This is a genomic window from Paenibacillus sp. DCT19, assembly GCF_003268635.1.
GTDB lineage: Bacteria > Bacillota > Bacilli > Paenibacillales > Paenibacillaceae > Paenibacillus.
On sequence record NZ_CP029639.1, the window covers coordinates 6,202,669 to 6,218,851 of the forward strand.

The window sequence follows — 16,183 nt, forward strand, 5'->3', positions numbered from 1 at the left end:
GGATCGGAAATAGAGTGTGTAACGCCATTAACACTACGATATGTAGTGTTAATGAATGATGATTTTATTTTAACGAAGAAAGAAGAGGATACTTATGGATCCACATATGGATCACATGCAGATGAATCACGAGGCGGGTACATCCTACCTGTGGCTCATCATCGGCGCAGTCATTCTGTTGTTGTCTATCGTCGCCTACGTCTGGGCTTCACGCACGCAAGGTTCGATTGTCGCCCATATGAAGAAGGATGAGCGAGCCATCGTGAAAAGGAAAAGTCGAACCATTCGGATCACAGCGCACGCTATGCTCGGAGTATCCATCGTGGTGATCGCTCTCTTCTTCATGCAGGGTGCCTTTACCAAATACATTGTTGCAGATCTGAACGCCAATGCCACCATTGATGTGACGGATGATCCGTACTATGGAGCCAGCCATACGGAAGATCCGATCAACTATGAGATGACCATTCCAACCTCAGGGCCTCATAATCCACATGATATCAAGTTTGGGTTCTATACCGATTTCCCCGGTTATCCCTATCTGGTGCACAATCTGGAGCACGGGGATATCATTATTTATTATCGTGAAGATGCAACCGATCAGCTCAAGGATCACCTGAAGTACCTAACGAAGTTTCGTGAAGCAGGGGCAGGAATTCTTGCTGTCCCTAACAAGGACATTCCCGAAGGCAGCGAGGTCGTTGTGACCGCCTGGACGAAGACGATGAAACTCGCCACGTTTGACGATGCGAAGGTGGGTGCTTTTATTCAAAAATACATCAATCAAGGCCCCGAAAAGATCCCAGCCTCAATTCGCCAAGGCGGAGGAACGATGTAACATTTTACAGTTTGCATCTGATCAGGATAAACAAGCTCCCGAATGAACTGCATTCGGGGGCTAATTCTTTATCTATAAAATGCCGATATTTGAAGGTGTACGCCTATTTCATGGCACCTACCTTTTTGAACACGCATATGAAGCTGGCATATTGAATACAGCAATACACATACATATTCGTTTTATCCATGTTCAACCCAGCACAATGCACGTCTGATCCATATGTTGATAGTCGTTTCAATAGTGATCCATAGCTACAACCTTTACCGCTAAAAAGGGGGAGTAATACAACTAATGAACAGTTTGTTTATGCGTATCTTTTTGTTTTTTTCATGTCTCATGTTAGCGGCTGGAGCCGTGCTTGGTGTGACGATGTACCGTTCATCCGCTGAACTTGTTGAACAATCTATGGGAATGCAGGCTCAGGCGGTTGCCGAACGAGCTGCACAATCCATTGACGTGGCTCAATATGCACCACTCAGTACGGGACAGAATGAAACTGACTACTACGGAACCCTGCGCGAACAGCTTAGCCAGCTTCGTGAAGCCAATGGACTGAAGTATCTGTACACTCTTGGTAAACGGGAAGAGAACGGAACAGCCACGTATTATTACGTGGTCGACGGTGTGGCTGCTGACGTTTCGGAGGATGATTTTTCACCTTATGGATCAGTAGAAGAAACGCAATATGAAGGTATGCTGCAGGCTTTTGCCAATAACGAGTCTGTGCATGGGGAACTTACGCAGGACGAGTATGGAGCAACGATTACTGCCTATGTCCCAATTCACGGTACAAACGGGGAAGTGCTTGGTGTTGTGGGTGCGGATCTAGACTCCACAGCGGTCTATGACCTGATGACACGGAATCGTATGACGATGATCTGGACAGCACTTGTCATTGTCTTGCTCAGCGTATTACTTGTATATGGATTCGCTCATTACCTCACACGCCCTCTCGTCAGACTCAAGAAGATCATCGCCCAAGTAGGAAAAGGCGATCTAACGGTCGATGTGGAGTTAGGACGTAAGGATGAGGTTGGTCAGCTCGCTACCGAGTTTAAACATCTCGTCACCGATACCCGCAATGTGATGGCAGGTATTCGCAAAAGCTCCGATTCCTTGCTCAAAGCCGCCGAAGGTGTATCGGTTCACTCCAGAGCAACGGCCGAAGCCAGCCAGCGGATTGCCAAGCATACCGATCATACGGCTCAGGGAGCCACTGAACAGGTTGCCCGGGCGGGCGAAGTGACGATTGCGATGGAGGAAATTACACGTAGTATGCAGCATATCGCTCACTCCGCGTCGCTCGTTGCGGGTGTATCCCAGGAAACAACCCTTAATGCGGTGCAAGGACAAGCGAACATTAACACGGCGATTGATCGGATGGACAAAATCCATCAAGCGAACACGCAGATGTCCCTATCCACCTTGCAGCTGGAGCAGTACTCCAGCAAGATTGAATCTGTTGCTCTGCTGATGAAAGGCATTGCGTCCCAGACCAGTTTGCTTGCGCTCAATGCCAGCATTGAAGCTGCTCGTGCTGGAGAACATGGCAATGGATTCGCCGTGGTGGCTTCCGAAGTGCGTAAGCTCGCCACCGAATCTGAGCAGTCTTCCCTGCATGTGTCCGAGTTAATTGCAGAAATCACACACCAAACTCAAGTCTTGTCTGAGCATATGAGTGCAAGTACAACCGAAGTCCAATCAGGACTCGTCGTTGTACAGGAAGCAGGTCGTTCGTTCACTTCAATCCATTCTGGAATTGATACGATCAACGAACGTTTACATGAGGTGTCTGCTGCTTCAGAACAGCTCTCTGCGAGTGCAGAAGAAATTTCAGCCTCTGTCGAGAATATGGAGCACATCTCGCGTGAATCCTCATCCAGCATTCAAGAGGTGTCTGCCGCAACTGGCGGCCAATTGCAATCGATGGGTGAGATCAGCGCGTCAGCTGAGAGTCTACGTGTATTGTCCAGTGAATTGAACGGACTGATTGCCCGCTTCAAGATATAGAGCGGGACAACAAGCTTTGCATGAAGAGCTGCGCTTCCATGCGAAATAAGCCGCCCAGCAGAGAAAGGAATTCATTCCTCTCTGCTGGGCGGCTTATTGTATTTAATTAGATGGAGACTCGCCTATGGGCTGTCCGAATTAATAACGCTGCGGAGCAGCTTTTTTGCCCAGATCCGTCATGTAAGTAAAGAATGCTTCTGGATCGGTATCGTACACCAATTGTACTGGACGTCCGTCTGCCTGCTCTACAGTGCGACCTTGGCTAGGCCCATCCGGGATCACGATGCAGTTTACCGTTTTCTTCTTCACGATATCCTCGCGACCTACGGAAGCTGTTGTCAGTACATCCCACAGATAATACGTGGAGTTCGTCTCACTGTACACCAGTGGAGGACAACCTGCATAACAGTTACCCAAGAAATCCACACCCTCGAAGCGACGTTCTGCGGCCCAGCGGTTACGAACTGCTGGCGTGAGAGGTACTTTGTTCGTGCTTTCAAGTGCAACCAGATCAATCTGAATGCCGCTTTCCCATACACGATATGCTGCCTCTGGGTCCCAGAATACGTTCCATTCTGCTGTACCATCATGTTCTGGCTCTTCGACGTTACCTTTTTCAAACGTACCGCCCATCCACACCAGCTTGTCGATTTTCTCTTCAATGTCTGGTGCTTCATCCAGCGCACGCGCAAGATCAGTCAACGGTCCAGTGAACAGAAGCAATGTTTTGCCTTCGGTATTACGAACCTTTTCAATCAAGTGCTTATGTGCAGGAAGAGTGGATAATGGAGCTTCCATTTTGCCAGACTCGTTCAATACTGGAAGTGCATCTACATAGAAGGAGTGCAATCTCCATGCTGCCGGGAATGGGTTCTTCCCTCTGGAATTCGACTTGGACACTTCTACGGAATAGGTTCCGAAACGATCAATTATTTTGCGACTGGCATCCGTTGCTGGCTCCAGATATCCATCTGCCGGAATAACAGATACCCCGGTTACATTCACATTATCCATTTGCAGAAGCATGAACAGCGATACGAGGTCATCCACACCGCCGTCATGGTTAAAGTACACATTAAGTTGATTCGTCATGCTAGCTTTCATCCTTCCCCTGGTTGTCTCATTGTTGTTCATTACATTCGGCCATGCTAGACCAACGTTCACTCTATTATGTCCCAAAACTTGTGTGTACGTAAACCTTCCTGCCCAAAGAGAGCGCTTCTCGTCCTTAGATCTACCTCATATTTTACAGTTCCACCATTCCATCACAGATTAGGTGATAGAAACTGGACAACGTACCTATATCATCATTCAAAAAAACATGGACAGCGGTTAGATCGTAACCGCCATCCATGCTATATAACCGAGTCATAGGATAGAGATTAAACCTGCTTCTCTTCCTGTTTCTCCGCAATCGGAACGTATTTGCCTGGCCAAAATGCCCATTTTCCTAGCAATGTCGTAATTGCTGGTACCATGAATGGACGCACCAGGAACGTATCCAGCATTACACCTACAGCCGTAATAATCCCGAACTGCACTAATACCTGGATCGGCAATGTTGCTAGTACCGCAAACGTTCCTGCCAAGATCAGACCCGCAGAGGTGATGACCGATCCGGTCTCGCCTACACCTTCCTTAATGGCTTGGCGAAGCGGCATCGTTTTGCGTTTCTGCCAGATGCTTGAGATCATGAAGATGTTGTAGTCTTCACCCAGTGCCACAAGGAATACGAAGGAATACAGCGGAATCGCTCCTTGAATCGCATCGGCGCCAAGCCCGTAATGGATGATGAGCCACCCCAGTCCCAGTGCTGAGAAAAAGGATAGAACGACAGTTGCAATTAGATATGCTGTTGCGACTACAGAACGCAGGTAGAGCAGCAATAACAATGTAATCATGCCGATGACCACCGGAATAATGATCTTGGCATCTCGCTCTCCAGCTACTTCAATGTCATATTGCTCAGCCGTCTGACCATCAATCCATACGTGCGTATCTGCGTTTGATATTCCCGCATCTTTCAATGCCTGTTCGGCCGTTGCTCGAAGATCTGGAATGTGCTGCATTGCTTCCATCGAGTACGGATTCAGATTGAACTCTACATCATAGGCTGTAATGTTCGCATTCTCCGCACCCTGCTGTGCATAGCCAACTTTACTTACATAATCGAGTGCTTCAAGTTTGGATTGTAGATCCGTCTCCTGACCCTCGGCATCAATGATGACTTTCACCGGAGCCAATTCTCCTTGGGAGAACTGTTCTCCAATAACGGTGAAACCTTCACGAGAAGGAACATCTTCCGGGAAGGAAGATAACAGGTCATATGTGAATTTGATCTGTGTTGAGAATGTCGCTAGTCCACCTAGGAGCACCAGGGTTACGATCAGCACAGTCCACGGCTTCGTAACAACTGTACGCCCGATCCAGCTTTCTTTCACTTTGCGCGGAGCTGGAGCTGGTTTGCCTTTTTTCTTGGCACGTTCTACTTCCATCTCATGTGTACGCGGTACGAACGGGTAGAACGACCCCCGACCGAAGATAGCGAGCAGCGCTGGAACCAGCGTCAGACTTGCAATAAACATGATGAAGATGGACAAACTGAAAGGTACGGCAAAACGGTGATATGCCCCGTATTCAGCGAGTAACAGTACAAGCAATGCCGCAACGACAGTGAATCCGCTCATCGCAATGGCACCGGATGAACCCGTAATCGCCTGGAAGAGAGCTTTCTTTTTGTCCGGCTCATGGTAGAGAATTTGGCGGAATCTAGAGATCATGAACAGACAGTAATCCGTTCCCGCCCCGAACAAGAGTACCGTCATAATTGAAATGGACTGAGCATCAACGGTGATCCATCCTTGATCTGCCATGAATCCCAGAATCGGACTCGTCACCATATATGCGAACCCTACTGCGATAATTGGAATAATCGCGAGTACCGGGGAACGATAGATTAATAACAACAACACAAGTACGAGTATAACTGTAGCAATGAGCAGCGATACATCAGCAGAAGAGAATAATCCGCTGGCATCAATGGATATGCCGACTGGTCCTGTAACGCGTGCGCTGAGTGAACTTGCATCATCAACCGCTACTTCAAACGGGTTCACTCCGAAGATCTCTGCCGTTTTCTCCTGCAGTGCATCGATGCCTTTCTCCAGCTGCTCCGCATCGGCTCCTTCGTTGAAGAAGAGCGGCATAACAAGCGTGCTACCATCTTCGGACAGTTGTCCTTGAATTGCCTGTGGTGGCAATTGATACAGCGGTACTACCGCTTGCTGCTCTTCCACTGGGTCTTGATCCAGTCGCTCTGTCAGCGCTTGAATCTGCTTAATATGTTCATCCGTGAGTCCACCAGCCTGATGCCATACAATCAATGCTGGCAAGCCTTCCCCACCAGGGAATTCTCTCTGAGCTACTACAGCAGCTTGCACAGATGGTTTAGAATCGCTCAGATCCTGAGCATTATTCGTTTCCCGATCATTCACAGCCGGCCAAACTAAACCGAGTACTACCGCTATGATGATCCACACCAAAAGTGTTACCCACTTACTTCGTTTGCCAGCAACCCAGCGGCCGTAACCCGAACCTTCTTGCATTGTCTTCTCATCTCCCTATCCTGATATATATATAGATTGATCTAAACTATTTACACTAGCCACTTCGATGACAGAATAATGTTCCGATCGCTGTTATCCCCAGATTTTTTTGATTCCCTTCTCAAAAGGGAAAAATCCCGTGATAAAGGCGAACGCTTCGCTTCTTCAATTATTTCTGTCCTCTCCGTTCTGGTGTAAATATTAGCTCAATCTATATAGAACTTATTATAGAAATGAACCGTGGGTCATTGTATAATCGAATTAATTATATATACCGGAAGGTTAATTTTGCAATACTAAAATTATGAACAATTTTGAACAGTAATCTTTTACGTAAAGAGGTATCCACAATGAACTCTAAACAACGCACTTCCCGCTCACCTGGCAGACCGAAGGCTGGCTCTGATCAAGCATCAACGCAGTCGAAAATTCTGATGACGGCATCCAAGCTATTCATGGAACACGGATACGAACCTGTATCCCTACAACAGATCGCGTCCCAATGTCATGTGACCAAGGCATCTATCTATTACCACTTCTCCAGCAAACCTGAGCTTTTCACAACAGCCATTACCCGTATGATGGCTATGGCGATGCAGCAGACCGCACGACGGCTAGATGAGCCCGGATCGTTGCGGCAACGGCTTCAGAATGTAGCCGAGGTGAAGATGGAGCAATCTCATATTGATACAGAAACGATGATGCGCGAAGCCGAAACCTATCTAAACGAAGAGCAACTCACCCAGATCCGTGCGGCCGAGTTACAGATCTATGAGGTGCTGGCTGTACATTTCCAGCGCGAGATGGATAATGGTTACCTCCGCCCTGCGAACCCCATGCTGCTCGCTCATGCATTTACGTCCCTGCTCATGCTTGCGAATCGGGAAGATGTACGCAACATGCATGCCAGCATTGCAGCGCTTGCCCAGCAACTTGTCGGCCTATTTCTGGATGGCGCTGTTCAAGGGAACTAAGATCAAGGAGAGCTGCGCCATGCCTTCGCGAGTGCTTCAATCCCATGGTCAATTTGGGTGGCTTCAATACCCGCAAAACCAATGATAAATTCCTTTTTGCCATCCTTCGGACTGCTGGCTTCTCCCCATAGATACTCCGTGGAACTCACTTGTACACCCGTCTCAGCTGCTGCGCGTACCAATACTGGGGCTGTCTGAGATGACGTTATACGCAATACCAGATGAAAGCCTGCATTCTGTCCGCTAATCTCGGCTTGCTCGCCAAAATGTCTGCGAATGGATTGAACGAGGAGATCATGTTTTCGTTTATAGAGGTTTCGCATTTTGCGGATATGCTTGCCAAGCTCTCCTTCACGCATAAATACTTCTAACGTCCGCTGGATGAGCCGGGAAGCCGACTGTTCAAACAGGACATCTTGGTACATCTCCCGGAAACCATGCATCAATTCCATTGGAAGAACCATGTAGTGTATACATAAGGCAGGGGCAAGCACCTGGGAGAAACCGCCCATATAGATGACACGACTATCCTCGCGCAACCCTTGCATCGATGGTATCGGACGTCCATGGTATCGAAACTCGCCGTCATAATCATCCTCAATGATGTATGCTTGTTCACGCTCTGCCCAATCCAGCAATGCCAATCTTCGTGCAATCGGCATCGTCATGCCCATCGGGAATTGATGTGAGGGGGACACACCGACCAGCTTAACTCCAGAACGTTCCAATGCTGTGATATCCAGACCTTCCTCATCAAGTGAAATGGGCACAACCTGATAACCATAATGACGGAATGTGCCCGGCAGCAAGCGATAACCCGGACGTTCAACTCCAATCGAATGCATACCGCCTAGCTTAAATAGCGTTTGTACAAGCAGTGTCATTAACAAATGCTGCTCCGCACCCACCACTATCTGTTCTGGCGAACATCGCACACCCCTGAACTGTCCAAGATAGGTGGCAATCTCACAACGTAATCCCCATTCTCCTTGGGGATCACCATAAAACAACAGCTCATCCGCCTCTTCGCGCCAGATTCGATTCATATATTGCTGCCACTTCGCATACGGAAACAGACTAAAATCATTACGCGACATATGAAAGTCATACGCCATATTCTTGATTGGGCGAATTGCAGACTGATCCGTATCCGGATACTGGGGTTGCTCGGGTGTGATCCTATGATGCAGCTTGTTATCCATCGGAAGCTGAATCGCCCCGTAACCATCCATCAAAGCTCGTACACGAAAGCCTCTACGAGGCTGGCTGTACACATATCCTTCTGCAATCAATTGCTGATATGCCCATTCGACTGGAGTCGAACTGATTCCCAACATTTCGGCCAGTTTACGGATAGAAGGTAGCTTGGCATCCTCCGCCAATTCACCACGCATAATCTCCCGTTTGATATGATCTGAGAGTTGTACATAGACGGGTCTACTCGTGTTTTCCTCCAATGTCGGCATTTGCTTCATTAATCCTACACCTCGTCCCTCATCTGTCCTGCCCGAATTTTAATAACTGCACATTTTGCAGTATACAGTACTAGACTATAATCAGGGGAGCCAGTTTACAAATAGGAGGAATAACAATGTCCCAACCCACCCAATCAACTCAAACAACTCAAACATCTATACATATCCCACGTCTTCTAGAAAGTGAACGTATCTATCTGCGCCCATTCGAGCAGGCCGATGTGGATACCTATTTCCCCGGATTATTCAACAGCGAGGCTCGTCGGCTTACAGGAACACAGAATAGTTTTACACGTACACAAGTCGAACGTTATGTAGAGAATGCAGCCCAGGATGATTCCAGGCTCATGTTGTTGATTGCTTTACAAGAAACGGATCAAGTCATCGGTGACATCGCCCTGATGGACATGCATTCCAAAAATCGTAGTGCACATATTCGCATTGCCATCGACAACACGCAGTATCAAGGTAAAGGTTATGGGAGCGAAGCGATGCTGCTTATGCTCGATTATGGTTTTGGCATATGCAATCTGCATCGGATTGAGCTTGAGGTGTACGCTTTCAACGAACGCGCCATTCGTACATATGAGAAGCTTGGGTTCCAACGTGAAGGAATCAGCCGAGACGTACTATTCTACAACCATCAGTATCATGATGCGATTCGCATGAGCATGCTGGAAGGTGAATACCGAGAAAGGTACTGCGTAGATCAAGCTTAGATTAGCCCCCATGATGTGCAAAAGAAAGAAACCGGGATTCTAAAACTCATCTCCGGTCAGAAAAGTCAGATGACCCGCCAACACCGACAGTTCGGCGGGTGTCTTCATATATAATTCGCCATCTGTATCGGCCAGCATAGGCGTTGCAGTTTCCAGCTTCAAGCTGGTTGCCTTGAAATAACTGATGCTCTCATGCTGAGGCTGCCATTCTCCCTCTGGCTTATGAGCTAAGATCTCCCGTAGCAAAGGGATACCTGTATCATGGATAATGAGCACATCCAACTTACGATCCTGAAGGGAATCTGCTGCAAAAGGTAACGTGTTGGTGCCCAGAAAACGCCCGTTCGCAATATAGATCATAACCGCTTCACCCTGCATTTTCTCCCCGTCTGCCACTAATTGATAGCGGAATGGCTCTGCATGGCTTATCGTTTGTAAGGTGCTGATGAAGTAACTAATCTTGCCTAGTGCACCTTTTAATTGATCATTTATATTTTGTGATGTATCACTGATTAATCCGATTCCATAAAAGTTCGTAAATACTCGGTCATTGGCTCGTCCAAGATCAATAGACATCTGGTGTCCTTTCAACATTTCCTGTGCAGCTGTTTCCACATCTGGAGAAATACCTAGCGAACGCGCAAAATCATTACAGGTACCTCCTGGCAATATGCCAACAAGTGGAGGCTGTTTAAGGTCCGCCAATCCATTCACGCATTCATGAACCGTACCATCCCCGCCAAGAATAAATACTACATCGAACTGTTCCCCACGCTCCCGGCATAGTCGCTCACCTTCACCAGGCTCGTCCGTTCGAACAATAACAAGCTCGCGAACTGCTGGTGCTAGTATGCCTGATGCAATGCCTAATGAGTCAACTCGACTGGCTTTCCCCGCATGCTGATGATGAATTAACAAGGCTTTGTTAAACTCCATCGCTGTTTCCTCCATTCTAGCATGTGAACTTAGACTCTCGAAGAGAATAGACACATCCTATGCTTGTTAACCCTTTACCCGTTGTGATGAAAAATGTAACCACAGTTATACCATGCTTATCCTCAGAAAGGCCGCTGTTCATTTTGAAGAAAGCCTCTTATCCACGATGGATAAGGTTGACTATTTTTGCTATGCTCATGTATGAGAGCCATGTTTGTTCCACAACTTATTGGAAATAAGCTCTATAAGTGCATGTTCAAAAAGGTCGGTTTTCAGTACCGAGAAGATGGGATGAAGATAGAAATGGAGTAGCGGAGCGTAGATTAAGCTACGTGAGCAACGGACATTTCGGCTGAATCCCATATTCGAAGCTAAGATGCCGTCAGGCATCCTTCGTAATCAAAAGCGGACTTTTTGAACAACCTCTATAATTGTAGTCCTATAATTTACAGTGACAGAGGTACCATTCAAACTCGTTCAAAACGGTTATATGTATACCATAAACGAATGGAGGGATTGCTATGATTCCAGCAACATTGGAACAATTGGAGCAAGTTCGCAAAGAATGCCGCACCATGGTTCGAAAAAGAGCCACCGCTTCCTTCGGCACCACACTCGTTCCGTTGCCTGGTACAGATGTGCTCGCCGATGTAGGAATGCTCATGCAGCTCTTGCCTGCCATTAACAATAAATTCGGATTATCACAAAAACAGCTTGAAGGCATGGATCCGGAGACCAAATCCATGATCTACGGATTCGTGATGTCCATCGGCTCCAAAGTGATTGGACGAATGGTCACCAAAGAACTGGTCGTCCAAATCTTGAAGCGCATTGGCATACGTGTAGCTACCAAATCAGTCGCCAAATTTGTACCCATTGCTGGGCAAGGATTAGCCGCAACGCTCAGCTATACAGGAATGCGTTATGTCGGGAACAAACACGTTGATGACTGCTATGAGGTCGTTAAACGTATGATTGAACAACGCGAAGCCATCCCAGGTGAAATGCCTCCTTCTGCGCTGAGTACATCGGATAAGGATGAAGCTACGCTTCAATTGCATGACTCCACAGAAGTCACTAAAGAGAACAAGGATAAGAGCAGCGCAGTTACGGGCAAAGCCAATCAAGACTAGTATTTCAATAGTCTGACCAACGAATTCATGCATGTATATTGTATGTTTCAGATTGAATGGGGCTTTAATGAAAACATTATAAGCTGAAGCCAAACAAGACTGAGCTCCCACTAGGGTTGCTCAGTCTTGTTTGGTTATTGTTTTTCTTTATATATCAACGATCTAACTTAACCTAACTTAAATATCTTAGATCGCCTGCGGCTGTTGCTCTGCGAACTGGCTATTATACAGATCCGCATAGAAGCCCTGTCGATCCATTAACTCCTCATGGTTACCCTGCTCAATGACATTACCATGATCCATCACGAGGATAAGATCCGCACCACGAATGGTGGACAGTCGATGGGCAATGACGAAGCTGGTGCGATCCTGCATCAGATCATTCATCGCTTTCTGGATGAACACTTCTGTCCGTGTATCGACACTACTTGTTGCCTCATCCAGAATGAGGATAGCTGGGTTAGCCAGAATCGCTCTAGCAATCGTGAGCAGTTGCTTCTGTCCTTGGGAGATGTTCGATGCTTCCTCGTTCAGTACCGTATCATATCCGTCAGGAAGGGTGCGAATGAAATGATCGGCATGCGCGGCTCTTGCAGCCTCATATACTTCCTCACTTGTTGCCCCTTCACGTCCATAAGCAATGTTGTCACGGATGGTTCCGTTGAACAACCAGGTATCTTGAAGCACCATCCCAAACAAGCTACGCAGCTTGCTGCGCTCCATATCCTGAATGTTCACACCATCAATCGTAATTTGCCCGTCTTGAATTTCATAGAAACGCATGAGCAAGTTAATCAATGTCGTTTTACCAGCACCCGTTGGCCCAACAATAGCCACCGTCTGACCTGGCTTCACATCAATGTTCATATTACGGATGAGTAACTCATCGTCTTTGTATCCAAAATTGACACCTTGGAAAGCTACAGCACCTTGCGGTTGCTGCAATGCCACAGGTTTGTTAGACTCAGGGACTTCTTCTTCTTCATCCAACAATTCGAATACCCGCTCTGCCGAAGCAATGGTGGATTGAATAATATTCGAGATGTTCGCAATCTGGTTAATCGGCTGTGTGAACTGACGAGAATATTGCGTGAAGGCAAGAATATCCCCGATGGTAATCGCGCCTCGTGTAACAAAGATCCCGCCGACCACACAGATTAGAACATAACCTAAGTTACCGACAAACGACATCAGCGGCATAATAATCCCCGAGATAAACTGGGCTTTCCAGCCTGATTCATACAGCTCTTCATTGACCTTTTCGAACTGTTCGACAGATTGATTTTCACGCCCAAATGCTTTGACGACCTTATGTCCTGTATACATTTCCTCTACATGACCATTCAGCTCACCGAGTGATTTCTGTTGTCCAGCAAAATGCTTTTGTGAACGGGAAGCCACGGCTACCACCACAACTACACTCAGCGGCAGAGTCAAAAGCGTAATTAATGTCATCCACGGACTAATGGTGAGCATCATAATGATGACCCCAACAATCGTAACGACAGAGGTAATAAACTGCGCCAAACTTTGCTGTAACGTATTACTAATGTTATCCACATCGTTCGTTGCCCGGCTTAATGTCTCCCCGTGAGTACGGGAATCAAAATATTTAAGTGGCAAGCGTCCAACCTTCGCACTGATCTGCTCACGCATGTCGTACACAACACGTTGTGCCACGCCAGCCATTAAGTACTGTTGGACATACATAAATGCAGCACTGAACAGATATAACCCCACAAGCAGATACAACACTTTGATTAATGCAGGAAAATCAACCCCTGCACCTTGTACGCCCTGATAGATGGCAATAGCGCCTTCACTTAATATATTCGTACCTTCTGCCATAATTTTTGGACTGATAATACTGAAGACGGTACTTAAAATAGCTGCGATAAGAACCCCTAGGAGCCGGAAACGGTGTGGCTGCAGATAGCGAACCAACCGACGAAGTGTACCTTTGAAATCCTTCGCTTTCTCCACTGGGGGACGCATTCCCATGCCGCCACCAGGAGGACCGGGCATACCGGATTTGGGCGCCTTGCGTTCTGTACGTTCACTCATGCGATCTCCTCCTCTGTAAGCTGGGACGATACAATTTCACGATACACTTCGTTGTTCGCGAGCAGCTCTTGATGTGTTCCTGAACCAACAATTCGACCTTCATCCATGACAAGAATCCGATCAGCATCCATAACCGTGCTCACCCGTTGAGCAACGATCAGCACTGCCGCTTCCGTCGTCTCTGATTTCAGTGCAGCTCTGAGCTTAGCATCTGTCTTGAAATCGAGTGCAGAGAAGCTATCGTCGAAGATATATACTTCAGGGCGACGCACTAGTGCGCGTGCAATGGACAAACGTTGTTTTTGTCCACCCGAAACGTTATTACCACCTTGTGCAATCAGGCTGTCATAGCCATCTTTCATCTCGGAAATGAAGTTCTCTGCCTGCGCCGTTTGAGCCGCATGTACAACTTCCTCCATCGTGGCATCATCCTTACCATGACGGATATTCTCTGCGATGGTTCCGGTAAACAGCACTGCCTTTTGCGGCACAAATCCAATAATCGCTCGTAAATTTTCCTGTTTCAGTTGACGCACATCCGTCCCATTCACTCGCACAGTACCTTCGGTAACGTCATAGAATCGCGGAATAAGGCTCAATAATGTGGATTTACCTGAACCCGTACCACCGATAATTGCCGTGGTCTCCCCAGGACGAGCCGTAAAAGAAATATTGGATAACGCAGCATTCTCCGCACCCGGGTAACGGAATGTAACATTATCGAATTCAATCGTTCCTTGAAGTGCATTCATCTTACGTGGCTGCGTTGGATCACTCAGATCTGGCTGCATATCAAGCACTTCGTTAATCCGCTCTGCTGAAGCCGATGCTCTTGGAATCATGACAAAGATCATGGAGACCATAATGAGGGAGAACATAATCTGCATCGCATACTGGATAAACGCAATCAGTGAACCGATATCCATATTCCCGCTATCGATTCGCATACCACCAAAGTATAGAATGGCGATCATCGAGAAATTCATAACAAGCATCATGATCGGCATCAGTGTTGCCATAAGTACATTGACCTTAATGGAGACATCTCTTAGATCGGTATTGGCTCCATTAAAGCGAGCACGCTCATGTGCTCCACGATTGAAAGATCGAACAACCCGAATACCCGTTAATTGCTCACGTAACACCAGATTGAGTCGATCAAGCTTCTTCTGGATTTTTTTGAATAGTGGCAGCCCCTTCGAACCAATCAGTGCAATGGCACCACCCAATACAGGAAGCACAACGAGGAAAATGGTAGATAATTTAGCATCCTGAGATACCGCCATGACAATACCACCGATACACATCAATGGAGCCATAATCATCATGCGCAGCATCATCGTTAACACATTCTGAACCTGTGTAATATCATTCGTAGTTCTGGTAATAAGCGAAGCTGTGCCCATCTTATCGAACTCCTGCAGGGAGAAGTTCTCTACGTGGCGGAACACTCTGCTACGAAGTTGTTTGGCAAATCCCCCTGCCGTGCGCGAAGATAGGTAACTGGCAATAATGGAACAGGCGGTTCCAGCAATGGCGATGAGTAGCATAAAGCCACCGATCTTCCAGATATAAGGAATGTCTCCCCGAATGATCCCTTTATTCACGATGTCTCCCATCAGGGTAGGCAGGTATAGTTCAGCCAGAGACTGCAATAGCACCAGACCTAGAATGAAATAAACGGAAATTTGGTATGGCTTCAGCATACGAAACAGTTTCATCATGGCGTATCGTCTCCTTGTGCATTTGCTTCTGATTCTTGGGGAACTTTGCTATCAAAAAAGGAGTACACCTTCGTAAGCAACGCAGCTAACTGAAGGCTGTCTTCCTCGCCTAAATGCTCGACAAGCTTATTGAAAATTTCCATGCGCTCTTCGTGAGCAGCCCGAATGATTGCCCGGCCTGCCTCAGTAATCGTAATGCGCACTGCACGTCGATCCTCTGGATCCATCGTTCGTTCTACTAAACCTTCATCCTCAAGTCCCGTATGACGGGTGTAATGGTTGGTGACTTCACGCGAAGCAAAGCACTAATCTCCGAAACCTTCAGTCCCGGATGATTAGATTTGAAGGAGTGATTGAAGTCAGGCGGATTATCCTGCCAATTCAGACGTTCTCCCGGATGCATACCGTGAAGCAAACACCCCAGTACCATAATTTCATTGTGATTGCGCCCATGCGGTTTATGTTGTCTCCATTTGCCCTTATTAAACTGCATGATGGAATATAAAAGCTTCTGAGCGACCGGATCTATGCCAGCCATATGGTCTTCCCCTTATCAGGCGATCATGCCTGTTGAATTCAATTACCGTAGTATACCTATTATATAGTACTACAATTAAATAGATGACCAATTAATTAGGTAACCTAATTATATTTCCGACAAATATGAAAGTCAACTCTGTTCTATTTTGTTCCAAAACACCA

The 16,183-nt window shown here is 47.0% G+C and carries 13 protein-coding genes; 5 read left to right on the forward strand and 8 right to left on the reverse strand.

Annotated features, from left to right (window positions below):
• Positions 1–94: 94 nt before the first annotated feature.
• Both DMB88_RS28090 and DMB88_RS28095 read left to right on the forward strand, forming a co-directional pair.
• Positions 95–838: a DUF3105 domain-containing protein gene (locus DMB88_RS28090; protein WP_128103929.1), complete on the forward strand. Its 744-nt coding sequence runs from the start codon at positions 95–97 to the stop codon at positions 836–838.
• A gap of 294 nt (positions 839–1,132) precedes the next feature.
• Entirely contained in the window at positions 1,133–2,851 is a 1,719-nt protein-coding gene (locus DMB88_RS28095; protein WP_128103930.1) for a methyl-accepting chemotaxis protein, read from the forward strand.
• A 138-nt stretch (positions 2,852–2,989) separates the two neighbouring features.
• Here DMB88_RS28095 and DMB88_RS28100 read toward each other — a convergent pair whose 3' ends face one another.
• Positions 2,990–3,943 (reverse strand): nucleoside hydrolase, encoded by a 954-nt coding sequence (locus tag DMB88_RS28100; RefSeq protein ID WP_128103931.1) that lies wholly within the window; start codon positions 3,941–3,943, stop codon positions 2,990–2,992.
• Positions 3,944–4,233: 290 nt separating this feature from the next.
• On the reverse strand, positions 4,234–6,456 hold the full coding sequence (locus DMB88_RS28105; RefSeq protein ID WP_128103932.1) for an MMPL family transporter: 2,223 nt from the start codon (positions 6,454–6,456) through the stop codon (positions 4,234–4,236).
• Between the two features lie 350 nt (positions 6,457–6,806).
• Between DMB88_RS28105 and DMB88_RS28110 the strand changes: the two genes are divergently transcribed.
• Positions 6,807–7,430, forward strand: coding sequence for a TetR/AcrR family transcriptional regulator (locus DMB88_RS28110; RefSeq protein WP_128103933.1), 624 nt, complete (start codon positions 6,807–6,809; stop codon positions 7,428–7,430).
• Between the two features lie 2 nt (positions 7,431–7,432).
• Here DMB88_RS28110 and DMB88_RS28115 read toward each other — a convergent pair whose 3' ends face one another.
• Positions 7,433–8,905, reverse strand: coding sequence for a MocR-like pyridoxine biosynthesis transcription factor PdxR (locus tag DMB88_RS28115; protein WP_128103934.1), 1,473 nt, complete (start codon positions 8,903–8,905; stop codon positions 7,433–7,435).
• 116 nt (positions 8,906–9,021) lie between these two features.
• On the opposite strand from DMB88_RS28115, the gene DMB88_RS28120 reads away from it, so the two are divergent.
• Positions 9,022–9,624, forward strand: a complete 603-nt coding sequence (locus DMB88_RS28120; RefSeq protein ID WP_128103935.1) for a GNAT family N-acetyltransferase — start codon at positions 9,022–9,024, stop codon at positions 9,622–9,624.
• Between the two features lie 39 nt (positions 9,625–9,663).
• Here the strand turns inward: DMB88_RS28120 and DMB88_RS28125 are convergent, their stop codons facing one another.
• Positions 9,664–10,560 carry a diacylglycerol/lipid kinase family protein gene (locus DMB88_RS28125; protein WP_128103936.1) on the reverse strand — a complete coding sequence of 299 codons (897 nt, stop codon included), beginning with the start codon at positions 10,558–10,560 and terminating at the stop codon, positions 9,664–9,666.
• A 521-nt stretch (positions 10,561–11,081) separates the two neighbouring features.
• Here DMB88_RS28125 and DMB88_RS28130 point away from each other — a divergent pair.
• Positions 11,082–11,693 carry a hypothetical protein gene (locus DMB88_RS28130; RefSeq protein WP_128103937.1) on the forward strand — a complete coding sequence of 204 codons (612 nt, stop codon included), beginning with the start codon at positions 11,082–11,084 and terminating at the stop codon, positions 11,691–11,693.
• A 186-nt stretch (positions 11,694–11,879) separates the two neighbouring features.
• Here the strand turns inward: DMB88_RS28130 and DMB88_RS28135 are convergent, their stop codons facing one another.
• The 4 genes from DMB88_RS28135 to DMB88_RS28150 are packed head-to-tail and all read right to left on the reverse strand — an operon-like array spanning position 11,880 to position 16,019.
• Positions 11,880–13,757, reverse strand: coding sequence for an ABC transporter ATP-binding protein (locus tag DMB88_RS28135; RefSeq protein ID WP_128103938.1), 1,878 nt, complete (start codon positions 13,755–13,757; stop codon positions 11,880–11,882).
• Positions 13,754–15,481, reverse strand: coding sequence for an ABC transporter ATP-binding protein (locus DMB88_RS28140; protein WP_128103939.1), 1,728 nt, complete (start codon positions 15,479–15,481; stop codon positions 13,754–13,756). Before DMB88_RS28140 ends, DMB88_RS28135 begins: the two co-directional genes overlap by 4 nt.
• Positions 15,478–15,708, reverse strand: coding sequence for a MarR family winged helix-turn-helix transcriptional regulator (locus tag DMB88_RS28145; protein WP_128103940.1), 231 nt, complete (start codon positions 15,706–15,708; stop codon positions 15,478–15,480). The genes DMB88_RS28140 and DMB88_RS28145 overlap by 4 nt, the downstream gene beginning before the upstream one ends.
• An 11-nt stretch (positions 15,709–15,719) precedes the next feature.
• Positions 15,720–16,019, reverse strand: a complete 300-nt coding sequence (locus DMB88_RS28150) for a helix-turn-helix domain-containing protein (RefSeq protein ID WP_128103941.1) — start codon at positions 16,017–16,019, stop codon at positions 15,720–15,722.
• Positions 16,020–16,183: the final 164 nt, after the last annotated feature.

Coding starts and splice junctions, on each gene's coding strand:
- DMB88_RS28140 (WP_128103939.1), bottom strand. CDS start 15,481: ATGATGAAACTGTTTCGTATGCTGAAGCCATACCAAATTTCCGTTTAT.
- DMB88_RS28115 (WP_128103934.1), bottom strand. CDS start 8,905: ATGAAGCAAATGCCGACATTGGAGGAAAACACGAGTAGACCCGTCTAT.
- DMB88_RS28145 (WP_128103940.1), bottom strand. CDS start 15,708: ATGGATCCAGAGGATCGACGTGCAGTGCGCATTACGATTACTGAGGCA.
- DMB88_RS28120 (WP_128103935.1), top strand. CDS start 9,022: ATGTCCCAACCCACCCAATCAACTCAAACAACTCAAACATCTATACAT.
- DMB88_RS28100 (WP_128103931.1), bottom strand. CDS start 3,943: ATGACGAATCAACTTAATGTGTACTTTAACCATGACGGCGGTGTGGAT.
- DMB88_RS28135 (WP_128103938.1), bottom strand. CDS start 13,757: ATGAGTGAACGTACAGAACGCAAGGCGCCCAAATCCGGTATGCCCGGT.
- DMB88_RS28095 (WP_128103930.1), top strand. CDS start 1,133: ATGAACAGTTTGTTTATGCGTATCTTTTTGTTTTTTTCATGTCTCATG.
- DMB88_RS28090 (WP_128103929.1), top strand. CDS start 95: ATGGATCCACATATGGATCACATGCAGATGAATCACGAGGCGGGTACA.
- DMB88_RS28125 (WP_128103936.1), bottom strand. CDS start 10,560: ATGGAGTTTAACAAAGCCTTGTTAATTCATCATCAGCATGCGGGGAAA.
- DMB88_RS28110 (WP_128103933.1), top strand. CDS start 6,807: ATGAACTCTAAACAACGCACTTCCCGCTCACCTGGCAGACCGAAGGCT.
- DMB88_RS28105 (WP_128103932.1), bottom strand. CDS start 6,456: ATGCAAGAAGGTTCGGGTTACGGCCGCTGGGTTGCTGGCAAACGAAGT.
- DMB88_RS28130 (WP_128103937.1), top strand. CDS start 11,082: ATGATTCCAGCAACATTGGAACAATTGGAGCAAGTTCGCAAAGAATGC.
- DMB88_RS28150 (WP_128103941.1), bottom strand. CDS start 16,019: ATGGCTGGCATAGATCCGGTCGCTCAGAAGCTTTTATATTCCATCATG.